The sequence below is a fragment of the uncultured Actinomyces sp. genome (assembly GCF_963526355.1).
Classification (GTDB): Bacteria; Actinomycetota; Actinomycetes; order Actinomycetales; family Actinomycetaceae; genus Actinomyces.
Window position 1 is genome coordinate 1 of sequence record NZ_CAUROW010000138.1, and the last position, 4,131, is coordinate 4,131.

Genomic DNA, 4,131 nt, shown 5'->3' on the forward strand with positions numbered 1-4,131 from the left:
CCTCCTTCTCCATCAGGCGCGTGAGCACGCGGACGTCGCCGGAGAAGCGCGGGTCTGACGGGCTCAGCAGCAGGGTTGTGATCTGCGGTGAGACGCTCTGGCCGTAGCGGTCGATGCGGCCGTTGCGCTGCTCGATGCGAATAAGCGACCAGGGGATGTCGTAGTGGATGAGCTCATGGCACTGGGCGTGCAGATTGACGCCCTCCGAGGCGACGTCGCCAGTCACCAGGACGCGCACCGGCGTGTGGGCCTGGCGGAACTGCTCCACGATCTCCTGCTGCTCCACGTCCGACAGGCTCCCGTGCATGACCCGCACCGCGCCGGCGGGCAGGCGCAGATCCTCACGCAGGTGCTCAGCCAGCCAGGTCAGCGTGGCGATGCGTTCGGCGAAGACGACGACGCGCTCGGGCGACCTGGGGCCGATCCCGATACGGCGCAGCTCGGTCAGCAGCGCCTGGTACTTGCCCGACGCCGTCGTGTTGGCCTCCACGGCCAGCTCGCGCAGGCGGGTCAGGGCCTGCGACTGCTCCGAGGGCTCCGGGAGGGAGCCGGCTGCTGCCCGGCTGTGGCGTCGGGCCAGGCGCTCGTCGATCGTCTGGATGAGGGCTGCAGGTGAGGACAGGAAGGACTTGGCCAGGGTCCAGGCGAACAGGGAGTCGCCGCCGCGGGCGGCGGGCCTGCCGCCCGGTGCTGAGGCGCCGTCGGAACGGTGCAGCCAGGTGCGTGACAGTTCCCCGGCCACCGCGTCCTCAGCCGGGGAGGGCTCCACCAACTTGTTGACCGGAGTCAGGCGCTCCTTCCAGCGGCCGCCCACGACGTCGCGCACCTCGTCGGAGTGACGGTGACGGCGGATGACGAGGCGGCGTACCTCCTCCTCGTCGAGGGAGCCGTCCGCGTGCACCGCCGTCGGCTCCAGCAGACGGATGAGCTCGGCGAAGGACTTCGGGTTGCCGTTGTGGGGTGTGGCCGAGGCCAGGATGAGGGCGTCGGTCTGGCGGGCCAGGATGTCCGCGAGTCGGTTGTTGAGCGTTCCCTTGTTGGTGACGTTGTGCGACTCGTCGATGACGACCGCGTCCCAGCGTTGCTTGCGCAGATGGTTGAGATAGCGGTCCGACTTCAGCGTGTCGATGGAGATGATCGCGCGGTGGAACACCGAGAACGGGTTGCGTGAGGCCGGCACCGAACGGCGCACGCGCTGGATCCCCACCGAGTCCAGGCGTACGAAGGGCAGCGCGAAGCGCGACCACATCTCGTGCTGCATCTGCTCGAGCACGTGACGGGGCGTGACGATGAGGATGCGGTCGCCCCGGCCGCGGCGCACGAGCTCGGCCAGGATCATGCCGATCTCCAGGGTCTTGCCCAGGCCCACGGTGTCAGCCAGGAGGATGCGCGGTCGCAGGTTCGCCGGGTCCAGGGCTTGGCGGACCGCCGTCAGTTGGTAGGCCAGTGGGTCGGCGAGGACGTCACTGACCACGGCCAGGTCGGTGGAGGTTGCTGGAAGCGCCGTCTTGCGCAGCGTCGCTTCCAGCCACAGACGCGAGAGCCGGTGACGGGTGGAGGTGTCCGCAATAACCCGGGTCTGACGCGGATCCACCGGGACGACGCGGTCAAGACCAGCGGAGAACTGCGCCGTCGTGTCCCGAACCAGCTCAGAAAGGCCCTGAACGGTCACCAGCATGCCGTCAGATGTGGTGGAGACCTGGGTGACCAGCCAGTCCTCGTCGCGCACCCGGACTACGGAGCCCGGTGCGACATCAAGGGAAGGGAGGGAAGGGGCAGGATCCGTAACCGCATCCGGGGGAGTCGTGGGCGCCGTTGTCACGGAAGTGATTTTAGGACGCGGGCGCAGGTGGTCGAGACCAATTCAGGGCGGTGACTGATCTGTGACCTGCGGGCCGGTGCAGGGCTACAACGAGCGGAGCCGGTGGGCGTGTGGGCGAGCTTAGTGATGAGGGAGGGAAGACGTTATGTCAGGTGTAGTCGAGTGGGTCCAGGCTGGCGAAAAAGTGCTGCTGTGTCATGGATATGGTCCACAGCCGACGCTCGGTCTTGATTCGCCCGAACGTGCGGGAGTTGCCAGGGTGGTACCACTTGGCCGCTTCAACCTTGGCCTGGCCAGTTCGAGCCGCGTTGTCAAGGGCGGGGGCGAGGTCCGTATCTCGGGAAGCGAGAACCACGACGTCGTACAAGCCGTAGCGAGCCAGATCGACGAGTGTCAAGGCGCACAGGACGTCGATGCCCTTTTCCTGCCGCGATGCACGGATAGGTCGCTTGACTCCATCGATGTACTCCCAGGAGTACTTCAACGGTCGCAGCGTCACGTTGACTACTCCGTGGTGACCCCGGGTCCACTGTGCCTTCTGGGCCTGGTTGCGTCGGTATGCATCGTGGTCATCTTCTGGGATGGGCAGGCCACGAAAGACCTCAACCCTGGAGACCTCTACCTGGTGCATGTCGTCGTTCGTCGCGTTGCGAGCCTGAGCGAGCTGGCTGGCGAACCGGTAAGGATCGATGAGTGCATCCTCGGGAGGACACCCTGGCGTGTATAGGCCTGCCGCAGTGAGATGTACGTTCTGGTAGTCAACGACGACTGCCATTTTGAGGGCCACGAGTAGCCTCCCGCAAAGAAAAATAGACCCCGCCAGTCCCGGGGGACGGCGGGGAGTTATGGGATTAGGTTAGGAGGTCTCGGGGTGCAGGACCAGACGGCGTGGGTGTGGCTTGAAACACATCTTGTTTGGTGGGGGTGCCCCTGCTGCCTTGCTCAAGTGTGACTGGAGTTGTTCTCCCTGCTATCAGTGCGCGAGGACGCACCATAGGGGCTGAGGACTGCTCCTGGGGGTGCAGTCCGCGAGCCTGATGGTGCGTCCTCGACAGGTGGCCGGTGTGGTTGTAGAGAGGGCGTGCGTCCTCGACAGGTGGTTCTGTGTCAGCGGCGGGAGAGGCGGGACAGGACGATGCCGGCGGCCACCACACCTCCGGCGACGGCGGCCGCCTTGGCGAGCGCTGAGGTCGCCTCGGCGTCGCCCTGCTTGGCGCGCTCCCAGGTCTCCTCCGCCTGCTCGGCCCAGCGGCGCGCCTCCTCACGCAGTCGGTCGGCCCCGGCCGCGGCCTGCTCACGCAGGTGCTCCCCGGCCTCCCGGGCCTGTGCACGCGGGCCCATCCTGGCGGCGAACTCATCGACGCTCGCCGCCAGCTCCAGGCGCTGGGCGCGCAGTCGTTCCTCGATCTGCTCGGGGCTCAGCGACTCAGAGCCGGCGCTCTCAGCGCCGTCAGCACCGGAGGCGCCGGTCTTCCGGTCGCGACTCATGATCGGCCCGCCCGGGGGCGGGAGAAGGCCTTGATCGCGGCGATGGTCGCCTTCACGCTCAGGCCCGCCAGAGCGAGCCCAGCAACCGTGACGATCCCCAACGAGGCGGGATCGCCGTCGCGGGCGTCGTCGAACAGCCGGGTGACGCGTTGGCCGAAGGTCAGCGTTCCGGGCTCGTAGGAATCGACGCCGCCATCGGGGTCGGTGCCACCAGCGACCAAGGAGGTCAGACGGTCCTTGACCTGGCCGACGGCGTCCCCGACCTTGCTGGCGGCCTGGTGACGCAGGTCATCGACCTTCTCGCGGGCCATGAGCTTGGCCGCCTTGGTCAGATTGTTCGGTGTCAAACGTGCAGCGAGCTCGTCGACGTCGGAGGCCAGCGTCAGGCGCCGAGCGGCCAGATCGGACAGAAGCGCCTCGGTGGATGGCGTGGCCGGTGCCGTCGGGACGGAGGCGGATGCGTTGTTGTCGCTCACTGGGCGTTCCCCCTCTCCCGACCCGAGGCGATGGCGTCCTTGACGAGGGTGACGGACTCGCGCAGGCCCTCCTGCGGCGCGGGGGCCTCGGCCTTGGCGGCCTTGAGCCGCTTGATGCCGATCAGGGCCAGCGGCACGGCGATCACGATGAGGGCCAGCGCCACCACGAGGAAGGCGGCCCATAACGGCATGACGTGGGACAGCCCCACCGTCAGCGATCCGAGCAGCAGCCCGAAGGTGAACAGGGCCAGAACTCCGGCGGCGCCGAGCATCACGACCGCAGGCTTCACCTCCTTGGCCATGCGCTGTCCCTTGACCTTGGCCAGGTCGATCTCGCCGCGCACC

5 protein-coding genes are annotated in these 4,131 nt (G+C 67.5%); all 5 read right to left on the reverse strand.

The window, feature by feature from the left end; genetic code table 11:
• A partial coding sequence (locus RWR81_RS12710; protein WP_314458087.1) for a helicase-related protein occupies window positions 1-1,822 on the reverse strand: 1,822 nt, incomplete at its 3' end.
• Window positions 1,823-1,970: 148 nt separating this feature from the next.
• Entirely contained in the window at window positions 1,971-2,597 is a 627-nt protein-coding gene (locus tag RWR81_RS12715) for an NYN domain-containing protein (protein WP_314458088.1), read from the reverse strand.
• A gap of 332 nt (window positions 2,598-2,929) precedes the next feature.
• A complete protein-coding gene (locus tag RWR81_RS12720; RefSeq protein WP_314458089.1) occupies window positions 2,930-3,310 on the reverse strand; it encodes a DUF3618 domain-containing protein in 381 nt (126 codons plus the stop codon).
• On the reverse strand, window positions 3,307-3,786 hold the full coding sequence (locus tag RWR81_RS12725) for a DUF3618 domain-containing protein (protein WP_314458090.1): 480 nt from the start codon (window positions 3,784-3,786) through the stop codon (window positions 3,307-3,309). The genes RWR81_RS12720 and RWR81_RS12725 overlap by 4 nt, the downstream gene beginning before the upstream one ends.
• On the reverse strand, window positions 3,783-4,131 hold a 349-nt coding region (locus tag RWR81_RS12730), incomplete at its 5' end, for a phage holin family protein (RefSeq protein ID WP_314458091.1). The genes RWR81_RS12730 and RWR81_RS12725, both read right to left, overlap by 4 nt.